The organism is Agromyces bracchium (genome assembly GCF_009709675.1).
GTDB lineage: Bacteria > Actinomycetota > Actinomycetes > Actinomycetales > Microbacteriaceae > Agromyces > Agromyces bracchium.
In genome coordinates this window covers 38,139-52,537 of sequence record NZ_WMLB01000034.1, presented here as the reverse complement: position 1 = coordinate 52,537, position 14,399 = coordinate 38,139, and the positions used below count along the sequence as shown (strand labels likewise).

Below are 14,399 nucleotides of genomic sequence, written 5' to 3'. Positions count from 1 at the left end.
CCCGCCGGCGCTGGCACAAACTCGTAGAGTCTACTACGAACTACTGGGCGGACTCGTTCGACTTGAACGGGAAGCCGAGCGCCTTGAGCAGCGCGCGGCCCTCGTCGTCGGTCTTGGCGGTGGTCACCACGGTGATGTCCATGCCGCGGACCCGGTCGATCTTGTCCTGGTCGATCTCGTGGAACACGGACTGCTCCGTGAGACCGAACGTGTAGTTGCCGGTGCCGTCGAACTGCTGGTCCGAGAGGCCGCGGAAGTCGCGGATACGGGGCAGCGCCAGCGAGAGCAGGCGGTCGAGGAACTCCCACATCCGGTCGCCGCGCAGCGTGACGTGCGCGCCGATCGGCTGGCCCTCGCGCAGCTTGAACTGCGCGATGGACTTGCGGGCCTTGGTGACCTGCGGCTTCTGGCCGGTGATCTTCGTGAGGTCGGCGATGGCGCCGTCGATGACCTTGCCATCGCGCGCGGCCTCGCCGACACCCATGTTGACGACGATCTTCACGAGGCCCGGGACCTGGTGCGGGTTGGTGTACCCGTTCGCCTCGGTCAGGGCCGCGGTGATGTCGGCCTTGTACTTCTGCTTGAGGCGCGGCTGGATCTTGCCAGCCGGCGCGGCAGTCGCGGTGTCAGTCATTACAGGTCCTTACCTGACTTCTTGGCGTAGCGGACGCGGACCGTCTTCTCGACGCCGTCCTTGGTGACCGTCTCGGTGCGGAAGCCGACGCGGGTCGGCTTCTTCGTCTCGGGGTCGACGATCGCGACGTTCGACACGTGGATCGGGGCCTCGTGGGTCTCGATGCCGCCGGTCTTGGTGCCGCGCTGGGTCTGGCCGACGCGCACGTGCTTGGTGACGTAGTTGACGCCCTCCACCACGACGCGGTTCTGGTCGACCAGGACCTCGATGACGCGACCCTGCTTGCCGCGGTCGCCGCCGCGAGCCTGGCTGCGGCCCGAGATGACCTCGACGAGGTCGCCCTTCTTGATCTTGGCCATGGTTACAGCACCTCCGGCGCCAGCGAGATGATCTTCATGAACTTCTTGTCGCGAAGCTCCCGGCCGACCGGCCCGAAGATGCGGGTGCCACGGGGGTCACCGTCGTTCTTGAGGATCACCGCGGCGTTCTCGTCGAACTTGATGTAGGAGCCGTCGGGACGACGGGTCTCCTTCACGGTGCGGACGATGACGGCCTTGACCACATCGCCCTTCTTCACGTTGCCGCCCGGGATCGCGTCCTTGACGGTGGCGACGATGACGTCGCCGAGGCCCGCGTAGCGGCGGCTGGAACCGCCGAGCACGCGGATGGTGAGCAGCTCCTTGGCGCCCGTGTTGTCGGCGACCTTGAGCCGGGATTCCTGCTGAATCACTTCGTACTCCTTCTGGGAAGCAAGCCCGGGGGCTTACTTGGCCTTCTCGACGATCTCGACCAGGCGCCAGCGCTTGGTGGCGCTGAGCGGGCGGGTCTCGGAGATCACGACGAGGTCGCCGATGCCGGCGGTGTTCTGCTCGTCGTGCGCCTTGACCTTCGACGTACGGCGCATGACCTTGCCGTACAGCGGGTGCTTCACGCGGTCCTCGACCTCGACGACGATGGTCTTGTCCATCTTGTCGCTGACGACGTAGCCGCGACGGACCTTGCGGTACCCGCGGACGAGCTCGGCCGTCTCGGCGACCTCGGCCGCAGCCTTCTTGGTCTCAGCCATGATCAGGCCTCCTTCGTCTCGGCCTCGGCCGCCTCGGGGGCGGCCTTGGCCTTCTTCGTCTTCTTCTCGGCCTTGGCCGGAGCCTCGACCGGGGCGGGCGTGGCACGGATGCCGAGCTCGCGCTCACGGATGACCGTGTAGATGCGGGCGATGTCGCGCTTGACGGCCTTCAGGCGGCCGTGGCTCTCGAGCTGACCGGTGGCCGACTGGAAGCGCAGGTTGAACAGCTCCTCCTTGGCCTTCTTCAGCTCGTCGACGAGACGCTCGTCCTCGAAGGTGTCGAGCTCGGTCACAGCGAGCTCCTTGGAACCGACGGCCATTATGCGTCGCCCTCCTCGCGCTTGATGATGCGTGCCTTGAGGGGCAGCTTGTGGATTGCACGGGTCATGGCCTCGCGAGCGAGCTGCTCGGAGACGCCCGAGACCTCGAAGAGGACCCGGCCCGGCTTGACGTTGGCGACCCACCACTCGGGCGAACCCTTACCGGAACCCATGCGGGTCTCGGCGGGCTTCTTCGTGAGCGGACGGTCGGGGTAGATGTTGATCCACACCTTGCCGCCGCGCTTGATGTGACGCGTCATGGCGATACGAGCGGACTCGATCTGACGGTTGGTCACGTACGCGGGGCTCAGGGCCTGGATGCCGTACTCGCCGAAGGAGACCTTCGTGCCGCCGGTGGCCTGGCCCGAACGGCCGGGGTGGTGCTGCTTGCGGTACTTGACTCGACGGGGAATCAACATGGTTATGCCTCAACTCCTGCTGCGGCCGCCTCCTGCGCGCGGGGCGCACGGCGACGGTCGTTACGGTCACGCGACGGCTTCTGGGCGGCCTGCTCGCGGGCGAGCTCCTTGTTGGTGATGTCGCCCTTGTAGATCCAGACCTTCACGCCGATGCGGCCGAACGTGGTCTTGGCCTCGTAGAAGCCGTAGTCGATGTTCGCGCGGAGCGTGTGCAGCGGCACCCGACCCTCGCGGTAGAACTCCGAGCGGCTCATCTCGGCGCCGCCGAGGCGACCCGAGACCTGGATGCGGACGCCCTTGGCGCCGGCGCGCTGCGCGCCCTGCAGGCCCTTGCGCATCGCGCGGCGGAAGGCCACGCGGGCGGAGAGCTGCTCGGCGATGCCCTGCGCGACGAGCTGGGCGTCGGCCTCGGGGTTCTTGACCTCGAGGATGTTGAGCTGGATCTGCTTGCCGGTGAGCTTCTCGAGGTCGGCGCGGATGCGCTCGGCCTCGGCGCCGCGGCGGCCGATCACGATACCCGGGCGAGCCGTGTGGATGTCCACGCGGACGCGGTCGCGGGTGCGCTCGATCTCGATGCGGGAGACGCCCGCACGGTCGAGCGACGTCTGGAGCAGGCGACGGATCTTGACGTCCTCGGCGAGGTAGTCGGCGTAGCGCTGTCCGGGCTTCGTCGAGTCGGAGAACCACCGCGACACGTGGTCGGTGGTGATGCCGAGACGGAAGCCGTACGGGTTGACCTTCTGACCCATTACTTCGTACCCTCCTCGGGCGTGCCGAGCACGATGGTGATGTGGCTCGTGCGCTTGTTGATGCGGAAGGCACGACCCTGCGCGCGCGGCTGGAAACGCTTGAGGGTGGTGCCCTCGTCGACGTATGCCGTCTTCACGTAGAGGTCCTGCTCGTCCAGGTAGGTGTTCGTGGCATCGGCCTTGACGCGAGCGTTCGCGATGGCCGAGGCGACGAGCTTGTAGACCGGCTCGCTCGCACCCTGCGGGGCGAACTTCAGGATGGCCAGGGCCTCCTGTGCCTGCTTGCCGCGGATCAGGTTGACGACGCGGCGGGCCTTCATGGGGGTCACGCGGATGTGACGCACGCGGGCGATCGACTCCACCATTTCTCTCCTCCTTCACGCCACCGCGTCAGCGGCGGCGGCCCTTCTTGTCGTCCTTCACGTGTCCACGGAAGGTGCGGGTGGGCGCGAACTCGCCGAGCTTGTGGCCCACCATGGTCTCGGTGACGAACACCGGGATGTGCTTGCGGCCGTCGTGCACGGCGATCGTGTGGCCGAGCATGGCCGGGACGATCATCGAGCGACGCGACCACGTCTTGATGACGTTCTTGGAACCCGCTTCGTTCTGCGAGGCGACCTTGCGAAGCAGGTGCTCGTCGACGAAGGGGCCCTTCTTGAGGCTGCGAGGCATCTTCTCTTACTCCTACTTGCGCTTCTTGCCGACGGTGCGACGACGGACGATGAGCTTGTCGCTCTCCTTGTTGGGGCGACGGGTGCGTCCCTCGGGCTGACCCCACGGGCTGACCGGGTGACGACCACCGGAGGTCTTGCCCTCACCACCACCGTGCGGGTGGTCGATCGGGTTCATCGCGACGCCGCGGACGGTCGGGCGCACGCCCTTCCAGCGCTTGCGGCCGGCCTTGCCCCAGTTGATGTTCGACTGCTCGGCGTTGCCGACCTCGCCGACGGTCGCGCGGCAGCGCGCGTCGACGTTGCGGATCTCGCCCGACGGCAGGCGGAGCTGCGCGTAGGGGCCGTCCTTCGCGACCAGGCGCACCGAGGCGCCGGCCGAACGCGCCATCTTCGCGCCGCCGCCGGGGCGGAGCTCGATGGCGTGGATGACCGTACCGGTCGGGATGTTGCGCAGCGGCAGGTTGTTGCCGGGCTTGATGTCGGCGGCCGGGCCCGACTCCACGAGGTCACCCTGCGACAGCTTGGCCGGGGCCAGGATGTAGCGCTTGGTGCCGTCCGCGAAGTGGAGCAGCGCGATGCGCGCGGTGCGGTTGGGGTCGTACTCGATGTGCGCGACCTTGGCGGGCACGCCGTCCTTGTCGTTGCGACGGAAGTCGATCACACGGTACTGGCGCTTGTGGCCACCACCGATGTGACGGGTCGTGATGCGGCCCTGGTTGTTGCGACCACCGGTCTTCGAGAGCGGCTTGAGCAGCGACTTCTCGGGCGTCGAGCGCGTGATCTCGGCGAAGTCGGCGACCGACGAACCGCGACGACCCGGGGTCGTGGGCTTGTACTTGCGAATAGCCATAGTGAGGTTCCTCTGCTCCTTAGCCGACGTTCGTGAAGATGTCGATCGAGCCGGACTTGAGGGTGACGATCGCGCGCTTGGTGTCCTTGCGCTTGCCCATGCCGAAGCGGGTGCGACGCGTCTTGCCCTGACGGTTGAGGGTGTTGATCGAAGCGACCTGGACGTTGAAGATCTTCTCGATGGCGAGCTTGATCTCGGTCTTGTTCGAGCGGGGGTCCACGATGAACGTGTACTTGCCCTCGTCGATCAGGTTGTAGCTCTTCTCCGAGACCACCGGCGCGATGATGATGTCGCGGGGGTCCTTGTTGTGCGCGGCGCTCATGCGGAGACCTCTTCCTTCTTCGCCTGCTTCGCGGCGACGAACGCCTCGAGCGCGGCCTTGCTGAAGACGATGTCGTCGGAGACGAGCACGTCGTAGGCGTTCAGCTGGTCGACCGGCAGGACGTGCACGGTCGGGATGTTGCGGACCGCACGCTCCGAGAGCTCCTCGTCGCGGGTGAGCACGACGAGCTGGTGCCGCGACGGGGCGACCGAGGCGAGGAGCGCGACGGCGTCCTTCGTCTTCGGGGTCTCACCGTTGGCGAGCGACTCGACCGCGTGGATGCGGCCGCCGCGAGCGCGGTCGGAGAGCGCGCCGAGCAGGGCCGCGGCGATCATCTTCTTGGGGGTGCGCTGCGAGTAGTCGCGCGGCTGCGGGCCGTGGACGACGCCACCGCCGGTCATGTGCGGCGCGCGGATCGAGCCCTGGCGGGCGCGGCCCGTGCCCTTCTGCTTGAAGGGCTTGCGGCCGGCACCGGAGACCTCGCCGCGGGTCTTGGTCTTGTGCGTGCCCTGGCGCGCGGCGGCGAGCTGGGCGACGACGACCTGGTGGATCAGCGGCACGTTGGTCTGCACGTCGAAGAGCTCGGCGGGCAGCTCGATCGAGCCGGACTTCTTGCCGGTGACGTCGAGGACGTCGATGGTGTTGGCGGTAGCCATGGACTACGCCCCCTTCACAGCGTTGCGGACGAACACGAGACGACCGCGAGCACCGGGAACCGCGCCCTTGACGAGCAGCAGGCCCTTCTCGGCGTCGACGGCGTGCACGCGGAGGTTCAGGACGGTGACGCGCTCGCCACCCATGCGGCCGGCCATGCGCATGCCCTTGAAGACACGGCTCGGGGTCGACGAGGCGCCGATCGAACCGGGCTTGCGGTGGTTGCGGTGGGCACCGTGCGACGCGGAGACGCCCGCGAAGTTGTGGCGCTTCATGACACCGGCGAAGCCCTTGCCCTTCGACGTGCCGACGACGTCGACCAGCTGGCCGGCCTCGAAGGTGCCGTCGACGGTGAGCTCCTGGCCGAGCGCGTAGTCCGCGGCGTCGGCGGTGCGCACCTCGGTCACGTGGCGGCGCGGCGTGACGCCGGCGGCCTCGAAGTGACCGGTGAGGGGCTTGGTGACCTTGCGGGGGTCGATGGCGCCCGCGGCGATCTGGACGGCCGCGTAGCCGTCGCGCTCCGGGGTGCGGAGCTGGGTGACCACGTTGGGGGCGATCTCGATGACGGTGACCGGGATGAGCTTGTTGTTCTCGTCCCACACCTGGGTCATGCCGAGCTTGGTGCCGAGCAGACCCTTCACGTTCTTTGCAGTGGTGGACATGTCGTACCTCAGAGCTTGATCTCGATGTTGACGTCGGCCGGAAGGTCGAGACGCATGAGCGAGTCGACGGCCTTGGGCGTCGGGTCCACGATGTCGATCAGGCGCTTGTGGGTGCGCATCTCGAAGTGCTCGCGGCTGTCCTTGTACTTGTGGGGCGAACGGATGACGCACACCACGTTCTTCTCGGTCGGAAGCGGCACGGGGCCGACGACCGTGGCGCCCGCGCGGGTCACCGTGTCGACGATCTTGCGCGCCGAGGTGTCGATGACCTCGTGGTCGTACGACTTCAGTCGAATGCGGATCTTCTGTCCCGCCATTGCTGACTCTCTCTCTGTCAAGGCGTCTTACCCCTTCCGAGGGCATCGGACGCCGCGTAGCCACTTCGTGTGAAGCACCACTGTTCTTCTGTCAAAGGCCGGTGATCGAGCCTGTCGAAACCACCCCGCATCGCGGTGGTCTCGACACGCTCGACCTTCGAGCCCCAACCGGCCCCCGCGCTCGGGCGTGTCGCACTCGCGAAAACGGGCATGGGGCATCGCCCATGCTCGAAGGGTGGTGGTCGGTTGTGTGTCCTGCTGCCCGCGGCCTAGCCTGACCCGTGGGGCTCCGTGGAGCTTCCGGTGGCTATGCACTGCCTGGCAGTGATCCGATCGGAGCGCAGCAAGGCGCGCCGTTCGAAATGTTGAACTCAACGAGTTTGCCATATGGGGGCGCATCCGTGCAACCCGGGCGTGTCGCGGCGACGAGGCTCACCGCATCCTCCCAGCCAAGCGGATGCCGCGGCATCCGTCGCCGTGGTGGAATCGGTGCACGACACGGTGGAGGAGGAACTCGATGACGGAGCACGCGCACGCGGTCGGCGAGCGGATCGGACCGGGGAGCGTCTCGGTGACGCGGACCGGCCCGCGGACCTACGAGGGCCTCAACGAGCGCGGGTCGACCGTGCTCATCGGGCCCGTCGAGGCGCCGGGGCACTTCACCCCGGGCGAGCTCCTCAAGCTCGCGCTGGCCGGCTGCGCGGGCATGAGCGCCGACTCGGTCGCCGCGCGCCGGCTCGGCGACGACGTCGCGATCACGGTGTGGGCCCACGGCACCTCGAAGGACGGCAACCGGTACCGGGAGATCGACGAGGAGATCATCGTCGACCTCTCCGCCCTCGAGCCCGAGGAGCGCGAGAAGCTCGCGGGGATCATGGCCCGCGCGATCGCGAAGGCGTGCACGGTCGCGCGGAGCGTCGAGGGCGCGATCGACCTCCGGACGACGGTCGACGGCATCGAGATCTGACGCGACTCCGGTCGCCTCGGGTCGGATCACTCCCCCGTCTGTGCGGGGCGCTCGCACGCCTCGGCGCCGGCGGCGTTCGGGCCGACGATCCCCGCCGCGACGACCAGTGCGGCGAGCGTGACGAACGAGCCGAGCAGCAGGGCGGACCGGGGCCGCCTCGCCCCGGCGAGGCCGAACCGTGCGGGGTCCTCGATCCATCGCTTCGACGCGGCGGCGACGGCGAACGACGCGACCACGAGCAGCCCCATGAGCCACGGCGGACTCGGCACGCCCGTGATGAACGGCACGAACATGAAGATCGGCCAGTGCCACAGGTAGAGCGAGTACGAGATGTCCCCGGTCCACTGCACCGGGGCGAGGCCGGTCGCCCGAGCGGGCGACCACCGTGCGGCCGGCATCCCCGCCCAGATGACCGCGAGCGCGCCGGCGACCGGGACGAGCACGACCAGCCCGGGGAACACCTCGGGCGTTCGGAAGACGAGGATCGGCACGGCGATGAGCGCGAGCCCGAGCCATCCGACGGCGGCGCGCAGGCGCTCCCGGCCCGACGCCGCCTCGGGGACGACGACGGCGAGGATTCCGCCGACCCCGAACTCCCACACGCGCGTGAACGTCGAGAAGTAGGCGAGGTTGTGGTCCTGCGCGGTGAGCACCACGTTCCAGGCGAACGAGGCGGCCGTGGCGAGGCCGAGCACGACGAGCAGGGCGCGGCGAGGGTCTCGCGACGCGCGGACGGCGATCGCGATGGCCGCGATGATCAGCAGCGGCCACACGAGGTAGAACTGCTCCTCGACCGAGAGCGACCAGAAGTGCTGCACGGGCGTGGACGCGAGGTCGTCGCGCGCCGGGTCCTGCGAGTCGGCCGCGAGCAGCCAGTTCTCGAAGTAGAGGGCGCTCGCGATGACCTCGCGGAAGTAGGAGCGCCATTCGATCCTGGGCACGACGAGGTACGTCAGCACCGTGACCGCGACGAGCACCGCCATGGCCGCCGGGAGGATCCGCCGTGCGCGGCGCAGGTAGAAGTCCTTCAGCGAGATGCGCCCGGTGCGGGCGTGCTCGCGCAGCAGCAGCGCCGTGATGAGGAACCCCGACACGACGAAGAAGACGTCGACGCCCATGTAGCCCGCGGGTGCGACCGCGGGCCAGCCGTGGTGCAGCACGACGGCGCACACCGCGATCGCGCGGAGCGCCTGGATCTCGGGCCGCACGGCGGCACGCGTTCGGATCGACGGGGGAACCATCCGGTCAAGGCTAACCCGAGGTCTCCTCGACGAGGGACGCCCTGCCCGGATCTGGACGCCCGTGCACGGTTGTGGTACCGGTACGACGAAGGGGCCGGGCCCGAAGGCCCGACCCCTTGCAGGTCGCGATCGCGAAGGTTACTTGATGATCTTCGTGACGGTACCGGCGCCGACGGTGCGGCCACCCTCGCGGATGGCGAAGCCGAGGCCCTCCTCCATGGCGATCGGCTGGATGAGCTCGACCGACATGTCGGTGGTGTCGCCGGGCATGACCATCTCGGTGCCCTCGGGCAGCGTGATGACGCCGGTGACGTCGGTGGTGCGGAAGTAGAACTGCGGACGGTAGTTCGCGTAGAACGGGTTGTGACGCCCGCCCTCCTCCTTCGAGAGGATGTACGCGGTGCCCTCGAAGTTCGTGTGCGGGGTGACCGAGCCCGGCGCCACGACGACCTGGCCGCGCTCGACGTCCTCGCGCTTGGTGCCGCGGAGCAGGAGACCGCAGTTCTCGCCGGCCCAGGCCTCGTCGAGCTGCTTGTGGAACATCTCGATGCCCGTGACCGTGGTCTTCTGCGTCGGGCGGATGCCGACGATCTCGACCTCGGAGTTGATCTTCAGCGTGCCGCGCTCGGCGCGGCCGGTGACGACCGTGCCACGACCGGTGATGGTGAAGACGTCCTCGATCGGCATGAGGAACGGCTTGTCCTTGTCACGCACCGGGTCGGGGATGTTGTTGTCGACGGCCTCCATGAGGTCGAGGATCGACTGGACCCACTTCTCGTCGCCCTCGAGCGCCTTGAGGCCCGAGACGCGCACGACCGGCGCATCCTCGGCGAAGCCCTGGCTGGCGAGCAGCTCCGAGACCTCGAGCTCGACGAGCTCCAGGATCTCCTCGTCGTCGACCATGTCGGCCTTGTTCAGCGCGACGAGCAGGTAGGGGACGCCGACCTGCTTGGCGAGCAGCACGTGCTCGCGCGTCTGGGCCATCGGGCCGTCGGTCGCCGCGACCACGAGGATCGCGCCGTCCATCTGGGCGGCACCGGTGATCATGTTCTTGATGTAGTCGGCGTGACCCGGGGCGTCGACGTGCGCGTAGTGGCGCTTCGGCGTCTCGTACTCGACGTGCGAGATGTTGATCGTGATGCCGCGCTGGCGCTCCTCGGGAGCGGAGTCGATCGACGCGAAGTCGCGCTGCACGTTGGTGGCCGACGGGTACTTGTCGGCGAGCACCTTGGAGATCGCTGCGGTGAGCGTGGTCTTGCCGTGGTCGACGTGACCGATCGTTCCGATGTTGACGTGCGGCTTGGTCCGCTCGAACTTGGCCTTAGCCACTGTGGGTCCTCCTCAGGATCCGTGTAGCAGCACCGGGCGCCGGATTGCGACCGGTGTGCTACTGGGGTTGTGTTGTTATGTTACGCGAACCTGTCGGTCCGTGCGTTCGGGCGCGTTACTCGCCCTTGTTCTTCTGGACGATCTCCTCGGCCACGGCCTTCGGGACCTCCGCGTAGCTCTCGAACTCCATCGAGTACACCGCGCGGCCCGAGGTCTTGGACCGCAGGTCGCCGATGTAGCCGAACATCTCCGAGAGCGGGACGTGCGCACGCACGACCTTCACGCCGGCGGCGTCCTCCATGGACTGGATCTGGCCGCGGCGCGAGTTCAGGTCGCCGATGACGTCGCCCATGTACTCCTCGGGAGTACGGACCTCGACGGCCATCAGCGGCTCGAGCAGGACGGGGTTCGCCTTCCGAGCGGCCTCCTTGAAGCCCATCGAACCGGCGATCTTGAACGCCATCTCCGAGGAGTCGACGTCGTGCGCGGCACCGTCGACGAGGGTCGCCTTGACGCCCACCATCGGGTAGCCGGCGAGGATGCCGACCTGCATCGCGTCCTGGAAGCCCGCGTCGACCGACGGGATGTACTCGCGCGGGACGCGACCACCCGTGACGGCGTTCTCGAACTCGTAGGTCTTGTCGCCCTCGACCTCGAGCGGCTCGAGCTTGAACTGGATCTTCGCGAACTGGCCCGAGCCACCCGTCTGCTTCTTGTGGGTGTAGTCGTGACGGTCGACGGCGCGCTTGATGGTCTCGCGGTACGCGACCTGCGGCTTGCCGACGTTCGCCTCGACCTTGAACTCGCGCTTCATGCGGTCCACGAGGATGTCGAGGTGGAGCTCGCCCATGCCCTTGATGACGGTCTGGCCGGTCTCCTGGTTGAGCTCGGTGCGGAAGGTCGGGTCCTCCTCGGCGAGCTTCTGGATCGCCATGCCGAGCTTCTCCTGGTCGGCCTTGGTCTTCGGCTCGATGGCGACCTCGATGACGGGCTCCGGGAAGGTCATCGACTCGAGGACGACCTGGTTGTCCGGGTCGCACAGCGTGTCGCCGGTGGTCGTGTCCTTCAGGCCGATGACGGCGTAGATGTTGCCCGCGGTGACCGAGTCGACCGGGTTCTCCTTGTTGGCGTGCATCTGGAAGATCTTCCCGATGCGCTCCTTCTTGCCCTTGGTCGAGTTGATGACCTGGGCGCCGGAGTCGAGACGGCCCGAGTAGACGCGCACGTAGGTGAGGCGACCGAAGAACGGGTGCACCGCGACCTTGAACGCGAGCGCCGAGAAGGGCTCGGTCGCGTCGGCGTGGCGCTCGATGATCTTCTCCTCGTCGCGCACGTCGTGACCCTGCACGGCGGGCACGTCGAGCGGCGACGGCAGGTAGTCGATGACCGCGTCGAGCATGGGCTGCACGCCGCGGTTCTTGAACGCCGAGCCGCACAGCACGGGGTAGATCTCGGAGTTGACGGTGAGCTTGCGGATCGCGCCCTTGATCTCGGCGACCGTGAGCTCCTCGCCGCCGAAGAACTTCTCGAGCAGCTCGTCGCTGGTCTCGGCGACGGTCTCGAGCAGCTGCTGGCGGTACTCCTCGGCCTTGTCCTTCAGGTCGGCCGGGATCTCCTGGACCTCGTACTTGGCGCCCATGGTCACGTCGCCCTTGGCGTCGCCGGGCCACACCAGCGCGCGCATCTCGACCAAGTCGATGACGCCGACGAAGTCGTTCTCGGCGCCGATCGGGAGCTGGAGCACGAGCGGCTTCGCGCCGAGGCGCTTGATGATGGTGTCGACCGTGAAGTAGAAGTCCGCGCCGAGCTTGTCCATCTTGTTGACGAAGCAGATGCGGGGGACGTTGTACTTGTCGGCCTGGCGCCACACGGTCTCGGACTGGGGCTCCACGCCCTCCTTGCCGTCGAAGACCGCGACGGCGCCGTCGAGCACGCGCAGCGAACGCTCCACCTCGACGGTGAAGTCGACGTGGCCGGGCGTGTCGATGATGTTGATCTGGTTCTTGTTCCAGAAACAGGTGACCGCGGCGGACGTGATGGTGATGCCGCGCTCCTTCTCCTGCTCCATCCAGTCGGTGGTGGACGCGCCGTCGTGCGTCTCGCCGATCTTGTGGTTGACGCCCGTGTAGAACAGGATGCGCTCGGTCGTGGTGGTCTTGCCGGCATCGATGTGCGCCATGATGCCGATGTTGCGGACCTTGTTCAGGTCGGTGAGCACGTCAAGTGCCACGGGGTTCCTCCGGATGAAGTTGGAAGGGGCTTGGGGTGTCGGTGATCGAGTAGGCCGCTTCGCGGCCGTATCGAGATCCTCGCGAGGTCTCGATACGCGGCTTCGCCGCTACTCGACCACCGGAGTGACTACCAGCGGTAGTGGGCGAAGGCGCGGTTCGACTCGGCCATCTTGTGGGTGTCCTCGCGGCGCTTGACCGCGGCACCCAGGCCGTTCGAGGCGTCGAGGATCTCGTTGGTGAGACGCTCGGTCATGGTCTTCTCGCGGCGGGCCTTGGCGTAGCTGGTGAGCCAGCGCAGCGCCAGGGTGTTCGCACGGTGCGGCTTGACCTCGACGGGGACCTGGTAGGTCGAGCCGCCGACGCGGCGCGACCGGACCTCGAGGGTCGGGCGCACGTTGTCGAGGGCCTTCTTCAGGACCGCGACGGCGTCCTGGCCGGACTTGTTCGCGACGTTCTCGAGCGCCTCGTAGACGATGCGCTGCGCGAGGTCCTTCTTGCCGTCGATGAGGATCTTGTTGACGAGCTGGCTGACGACCGGCGAACCGTAGACCGGGTCGGCGACGACGGGGCGCTTCGGAGCGGGACCCTTGCGAGGCATTACTTCTTCTCCATCTTCGCGCCGTAGCGGCTACGAGCCTGCTTGCGGTTCTTCACGGCCTGCGTGTCGAGCGCGCCGCGGATGATCTTGTAGCGGACACCCGGGAGGTCCTTCACACGACCGCCGCGCACGAGCACCATCGAGTGCTCCTGCAGGTTGTGGCCCTCACCGGGGATGTAGGCGGTGACCTCGGTGCCGTTCGAGAGCTTCACACGGGCGACCTTGCGGAGCGCCGAGTTCGGCTTCTTCGGGGTGGTGGTGTACACACGCGTGCACACGCCGCGCTGCTGGGGGTTGGCCTTCAGGGCGGGCGCCTTGGTCTTGGTGACCTTGGGCGTGCGACCCTTGCGGACCAACTGCTGAATGGTTGGCACTGCTTCTCCTTGTTGTGCTGCACGGTGACAGCGTTGATGGATTTCACATCACGACCCACCGGCACCGCCGAGCGGCGCTGCCTTTTCAGTGGTGGGTATGCCGTGGGGGCTTCCGGCCGTTCGGCCGCCGCCCTGGTGTGCGCCCTGTGAGCACCCGCGCCGACGCCGTGGATCGCAGGATCCCGGGCACAGCACGAGCGCGCGGCAACGCGCACACCCGATCAATGGTAATGCGGCGTCACGATGGGGTCAAATGGGTCTCGATACGGGCGCTTCGCGTCCTACTCGACCACCGGCGGTTCGATCGCGGCCTCAGTTGGTCCAGCCCGGCGCGTCGAGCTCGCGGTCGAGGTCGGCGAGGAGCTCGGCCACCTGCGGTTCGACGAGCCGCTCGACCGCGTTCGCGATGCGCTGGCGGTGCCTCGCGAGCTCGGCGCAGATGCGCCGGCCCAGCTGCTTGGCGAACTCGTCGGCCAGGCGCACCTCCTCGCGCAGCGCCTCCTTCTCCTGTGGGGTGAACGGGCGCGGCGCGGGCTCGGCGGCCTCGGCCGCGGCATCCGCCTCGAGCCCCTGCAGCGTGAAGAGGAACGGCTCGCCCGGCGTCGGGTCGGGGTCGAGGTCGAGCCCGAGGAACTCCGGGTCGAGCCCCTCCCCCGCGCGGTACGGCCGTCGCGCCTTGCGCTCCTCCGCGAGGCGGATCTCGCGATGGAGCATCGGCAGGTTGCGGGCGGTGTAGTCGTCGACGGCGACGTCGATGATGCCCTTCATGCGCATCGAGAAGGCGTGCTGCACGGGGTGCGGCACGTCGACGTCGAGCCCGGCCGCGGCGAGGATCGGCGAGCCGAAGCATCGCGTGCACAGGCGCACGCGACCGCGGTGCGTGCCCGGCCGCCAGCGCGGCAGCCACGCCAGCCAGCGGTCGACCTCGTGGCTCACGCGGGCCTCGACCGATCCCTCCACGCGGTTCACCCTACTGCCGACGGCGTCGGGCG

21 protein-coding genes are annotated in these 14,399 nt (G+C 68.0%); 1 reads left to right on the top strand and 20 read right to left on the bottom strand.

Annotated elements, in window-relative coordinates; translation table 11 throughout:
- Nucleotides 1–40: 40 nt before the first annotated feature.
- The 14 genes from rplE to rpsJ are packed head-to-tail and all read right to left on the bottom strand — an operon-like array spanning nucleotide 41 to nucleotide 6,667.
- Nucleotides 41–634, bottom strand: a complete 594-nt coding sequence (rplE, locus tag GJ743_RS15405) for a 50S ribosomal protein L5 (RefSeq protein ID WP_155052798.1) — start codon at nucleotides 632–634, stop codon at nucleotides 41–43.
- Nucleotides 634–993 (bottom strand): 50S ribosomal protein L24, encoded by a 360-nt coding sequence (gene rplX, locus GJ743_RS15400; protein ID WP_155052797.1) that lies wholly within the window; start codon nucleotides 991–993, stop codon nucleotides 634–636. The genes rplE and rplX overlap by 1 nt, the downstream gene beginning before the upstream one ends.
- 2 nt (nucleotides 994–995) lie before the next feature.
- Entirely contained in the window at nucleotides 996–1,364 is a 369-nt protein-coding gene (gene rplN, locus GJ743_RS15395) for a 50S ribosomal protein L14 (RefSeq protein WP_129233339.1), read from the bottom strand.
- A 33-nt stretch (nucleotides 1,365–1,397) separates the two neighbouring features.
- The gene (rpsQ, locus tag GJ743_RS15390) at nucleotides 1,398–1,700 is read right to left on the bottom strand and encodes a 30S ribosomal protein S17 (RefSeq protein WP_129233338.1); all 303 of its coding nucleotides are present in this window, start codon (nucleotides 1,698–1,700) and stop codon (nucleotides 1,398–1,400) included.
- 2 nt (nucleotides 1,701–1,702) lie between these two features.
- Nucleotides 1,703–2,020: a 50S ribosomal protein L29 gene (gene rpmC, locus GJ743_RS15385; protein WP_155052796.1), complete on the bottom strand. Its 318-nt coding sequence runs from the start codon at nucleotides 2,018–2,020 to the stop codon at nucleotides 1,703–1,705.
- Nucleotides 2,020–2,439, bottom strand: a complete 420-nt coding sequence (gene rplP, locus GJ743_RS15380; RefSeq protein WP_155052795.1) for a 50S ribosomal protein L16 — start codon at nucleotides 2,437–2,439, stop codon at nucleotides 2,020–2,022. The genes rpmC and rplP overlap by 1 nt, the downstream gene beginning before the upstream one ends.
- 2 nt (nucleotides 2,440–2,441) lie before the next feature.
- The gene (rpsC, locus tag GJ743_RS15375; protein WP_155052794.1) at nucleotides 2,442–3,188 is read right to left on the bottom strand and encodes a 30S ribosomal protein S3; all 747 of its coding nucleotides are present in this window, start codon (nucleotides 3,186–3,188) and stop codon (nucleotides 2,442–2,444) included.
- Nucleotides 3,188–3,553: a 50S ribosomal protein L22 gene (gene rplV / locus GJ743_RS15370; RefSeq protein ID WP_154346541.1), complete on the bottom strand. Its 366-nt coding sequence runs from the start codon at nucleotides 3,551–3,553 to the stop codon at nucleotides 3,188–3,190. The genes rpsC and rplV overlap by 1 nt, the downstream gene beginning before the upstream one ends.
- A 25-nt stretch (nucleotides 3,554–3,578) precedes the next feature.
- Nucleotides 3,579–3,860, bottom strand: a complete 282-nt coding sequence (gene rpsS / locus GJ743_RS15365) for a 30S ribosomal protein S19 (protein ID WP_155052793.1) — start codon at nucleotides 3,858–3,860, stop codon at nucleotides 3,579–3,581.
- 12 nt (nucleotides 3,861–3,872) lie between these two features.
- On the bottom strand, nucleotides 3,873–4,712 hold the full coding sequence (gene rplB / locus GJ743_RS15360; RefSeq protein WP_155052792.1) for a 50S ribosomal protein L2: 840 nt from the start codon (nucleotides 4,710–4,712) through the stop codon (nucleotides 3,873–3,875).
- A 19-nt stretch (nucleotides 4,713–4,731) separates the two neighbouring features.
- The gene (rplW, locus tag GJ743_RS15355; protein ID WP_155052791.1) at nucleotides 4,732–5,034 is read right to left on the bottom strand and encodes a 50S ribosomal protein L23; all 303 of its coding nucleotides are present in this window, start codon (nucleotides 5,032–5,034) and stop codon (nucleotides 4,732–4,734) included.
- Nucleotides 5,031–5,690, bottom strand: a complete 660-nt coding sequence (gene rplD, locus GJ743_RS15350; protein ID WP_155052790.1) for a 50S ribosomal protein L4 — start codon at nucleotides 5,688–5,690, stop codon at nucleotides 5,031–5,033. The genes rplW and rplD overlap by 4 nt, the downstream gene beginning before the upstream one ends.
- A gap of 3 nt (nucleotides 5,691–5,693) precedes the next feature.
- Complete coding sequence (rplC, locus tag GJ743_RS15345) at nucleotides 5,694–6,350, bottom strand: 50S ribosomal protein L3 (protein ID WP_155052789.1); 657 nt, start codon at nucleotides 6,348–6,350, stop codon at nucleotides 5,694–5,696.
- An 8-nt stretch (nucleotides 6,351–6,358) separates the two neighbouring features.
- Nucleotides 6,359–6,667: a 30S ribosomal protein S10 gene (gene rpsJ, locus GJ743_RS15340; RefSeq protein WP_017201594.1), complete on the bottom strand. Its 309-nt coding sequence runs from the start codon at nucleotides 6,665–6,667 to the stop codon at nucleotides 6,359–6,361.
- 517 nt (nucleotides 6,668–7,184) lie between these two features.
- Between rpsJ and GJ743_RS15335 the strand changes: the two genes are divergently transcribed.
- Nucleotides 7,185–7,634 carry an OsmC family protein gene (locus GJ743_RS15335; protein ID WP_155052788.1) on the top strand — a complete coding sequence of 150 codons (450 nt, stop codon included), beginning with the start codon at nucleotides 7,185–7,187 and terminating at the stop codon, nucleotides 7,632–7,634.
- 26 nt (nucleotides 7,635–7,660) lie between these two features.
- Here GJ743_RS15335 and GJ743_RS15330 read toward each other — a convergent pair whose 3' ends face one another.
- The 6 genes from GJ743_RS15330 to GJ743_RS15305 all read right to left on the bottom strand — a co-directional run bounded on the left by GJ743_RS15330 (nucleotide 7,661) and on the right by GJ743_RS15305 (nucleotide 14,367).
- Nucleotides 7,661–8,875: an acyltransferase family protein gene (locus GJ743_RS15330; protein ID WP_155052787.1), complete on the bottom strand. Its 1,215-nt coding sequence runs from the start codon at nucleotides 8,873–8,875 to the stop codon at nucleotides 7,661–7,663.
- Nucleotides 8,876–9,013: 138 nt separating this feature from the next.
- Nucleotides 9,014–10,204 carry an elongation factor Tu gene (tuf, locus tag GJ743_RS15325; protein ID WP_328289251.1) on the bottom strand — a complete coding sequence of 397 codons (1,191 nt, stop codon included), beginning with the start codon at nucleotides 10,202–10,204 and terminating at the stop codon, nucleotides 9,014–9,016.
- 115 nt (nucleotides 10,205–10,319) lie between these two features.
- Nucleotides 10,320–12,434, bottom strand: coding sequence for an elongation factor G (gene fusA / locus GJ743_RS15320; RefSeq protein WP_328289250.1), 2,115 nt, complete (start codon nucleotides 12,432–12,434; stop codon nucleotides 10,320–10,322).
- 128 nt (nucleotides 12,435–12,562) lie between these two features.
- Nucleotides 12,563–13,033, bottom strand: a complete 471-nt coding sequence (gene rpsG, locus GJ743_RS15315; protein WP_121477586.1) for a 30S ribosomal protein S7 — start codon at nucleotides 13,031–13,033, stop codon at nucleotides 12,563–12,565.
- On the bottom strand, nucleotides 13,033–13,407 hold the full coding sequence (gene rpsL, locus GJ743_RS15310; protein ID WP_056734914.1) for a 30S ribosomal protein S12: 375 nt from the start codon (nucleotides 13,405–13,407) through the stop codon (nucleotides 13,033–13,035). The genes rpsG and rpsL overlap by 1 nt, the downstream gene beginning before the upstream one ends.
- Before the next feature lie 312 nt (nucleotides 13,408–13,719).
- Complete coding sequence (locus GJ743_RS15305) at nucleotides 13,720–14,367, bottom strand: spermidine/putrescine ABC transporter substrate-binding protein (protein WP_328289249.1); 648 nt, start codon at nucleotides 14,365–14,367, stop codon at nucleotides 13,720–13,722.
- Nucleotides 14,368–14,399 lie beyond the last annotated feature (32 nt).

Bases quoted from the DNA above. Each gene is read 5' to 3' on its own strand.
- GJ743_RS15335 (WP_155052788.1), top strand. From the start codon at position 7,185: ATGACGGAGCACGCGCACGCGGTCGGCGAGCGGATCGGACCGGGGAGC.
- rpsS (WP_155052793.1), bottom strand. From the start codon at position 3,860: ATGCCTCGCAGCCTCAAGAAGGGCCCCTTCGTCGACGAGCACCTGCTT.
- rplW (WP_155052791.1), bottom strand. From the start codon at position 5,034: ATGAGCGCCGCGCACAACAAGGACCCCCGCGACATCATCATCGCGCCG.
- GJ743_RS15330 (WP_155052787.1), bottom strand. From the start codon at position 8,875: ATGGTTCCCCCGTCGATCCGAACGCGTGCCGCCGTGCGGCCCGAGATC.
- rplD (WP_155052790.1), bottom strand. From the start codon at position 5,690: ATGGCTACCGCCAACACCATCGACGTCCTCGACGTCACCGGCAAGAAG.
- rplV (WP_154346541.1), bottom strand. From the start codon at position 3,553: ATGGTGGAGTCGATCGCCCGCGTGCGTCACATCCGCGTGACCCCCATG.
- rpmC (WP_155052796.1), bottom strand. From the start codon at position 2,020: ATGGCCGTCGGTTCCAAGGAGCTCGCTGTGACCGAGCTCGACACCTTC.
- rpsG (WP_121477586.1), bottom strand. From the start codon at position 13,033: ATGCCTCGCAAGGGTCCCGCTCCGAAGCGCCCCGTCGTCGCCGACCCG.
- rplC (WP_155052789.1), bottom strand. From the start codon at position 6,350: ATGTCCACCACTGCAAAGAACGTGAAGGGTCTGCTCGGCACCAAGCTC.
- rplE (WP_155052798.1), bottom strand. From the start codon at position 634: ATGACTGACACCGCGACTGCCGCGCCGGCTGGCAAGATCCAGCCGCGC.
- rpsC (WP_155052794.1), bottom strand. From the start codon at position 3,188: ATGGGTCAGAAGGTCAACCCGTACGGCTTCCGTCTCGGCATCACCACC.
- rplB (WP_155052792.1), bottom strand. From the start codon at position 4,712: ATGGCTATTCGCAAGTACAAGCCCACGACCCCGGGTCGTCGCGGTTCG.
- rpsQ (WP_129233338.1), bottom strand. From the start codon at position 1,700: ATGGCTGAGACCAAGAAGGCTGCGGCCGAGGTCGCCGAGACGGCCGAG.
- rpsJ (WP_017201594.1), bottom strand. From the start codon at position 6,667: ATGGCGGGACAGAAGATCCGCATTCGACTGAAGTCGTACGACCACGAG.
- rplP (WP_155052795.1), bottom strand. From the start codon at position 2,439: ATGTTGATTCCCCGTCGAGTCAAGTACCGCAAGCAGCACCACCCCGGC.
- rplX (WP_155052797.1), bottom strand. From the start codon at position 993: ATGGCCAAGATCAAGAAGGGCGACCTCGTCGAGGTCATCTCGGGCCGC.